The 865-nt window shown below is 60.1% G+C and carries 1 protein-coding gene and 1 pseudogene; both read left to right on the top strand.

Going from position 1 to position 865, the window contains the following annotated elements; all coding sequences use genetic code 11:
* A pseudogene (gene hcp1, locus CUC44_RS20695) lies at window positions 1-199 on the top strand (type VI secretion system effector Hcp1); the annotation flags it as partial.
* A 58-nt stretch (window positions 200-257) separates the two neighbouring features.
* Window positions 258-476, top strand: coding sequence for a hypothetical protein (locus CUC44_RS20690; protein ID WP_100861736.1), 219 nt, complete (start codon window positions 258-260; stop codon window positions 474-476).
* The last annotated feature ends 389 nt before the right edge of the window (window positions 477-865 follow it).

Below are 865 nucleotides of genomic sequence, written 5' to 3'. Positions count from 1 at the left end.
AGAGCACTTCTTCAGCACTGTGCTGACCGATGCCACTATCGTCGACATCGACTGCCAGATGCCCCATTGCCAGGATCCGGCCAAGTCTGACTTCACCCAGCTGATCCAGGTCTCCCTGGCCTATCGCAAGATTGACTGGGAGCATACAGTCGCCGGTACCTCTGGTGCCGATGACTGGCGCGCGCCGATCGAGGCTTGATGCCTGGGGGAGCACCCACATGGGTGCTCCTTTTTCGCTCTTCAGACAGGGAGGCAAGATGCCAAGAGAGTCGTTCTATCCCGATACCAACGAGCCGCATATTCACCTGCACAGGGGCGGTGCCACCTTCACCGACGTGGGCCATAACCACAGGACCCTGGTCCGTGGTTCCCTGGTCTATCGCGGCACAGTGCAGGAGGTGATCGCCGATCTGCAAAACCGTGGCGATAACCGCAGTGTGCAAATAGCCCAGTACATTCAGGCCAATCTGGCTTGATCCCGAAGGCCGGGATGACCGGCCTGCTTACCGCCAGTCAGCGCTTTCTTCTGCCCGTTTGCCCCTCGAGCGAGCACAAGAAAGAACATGACGATGGATCTTCACGCACGCCTTCGGGGCGTGCGGTAGCCATGGCGGCAAAAAAGTGGCGGCCATGGGGGATCTCTCTCCCACCTTGAGGCTAGCCCGCAAAAATGCGGGGCCGACAGCAGAGGCACGCCGATGTCAGACAGCACAGGATTACAATTCACCGTCAAGGTGGGGGCCTTGCCCGAGAGCACTTTTGTGGTGGCCGAATTTGCGCTGGAAGAGGCACTGAACGGCCCCTTCCAGCTGAGGCTGGAACTCGCCAGCCCCCAGCAGGACGTGGACTTTGGCGCCGTGCTGGA

The sequence above is a fragment of the Aeromonas lusitana genome, from assembly GCF_002812985.1.
GTDB classification, from domain to species: domain Bacteria; phylum Pseudomonadota; class Gammaproteobacteria; order Enterobacterales; family Aeromonadaceae; genus Aeromonas; species Aeromonas lusitana.
Note: the sequence above shows the minus strand (reverse complement) of the source record. Positions and strands in the feature narration are given on the sequence as shown.

Excerpts from the sequence above, each read along its gene's own strand:
- CUC44_RS20690 (WP_100861736.1), top strand. The coding sequence starts at position 258 with ATGCCAAGAGAGTCGTTCTATCCCGATACCAACGAGCCGCATATTCAC.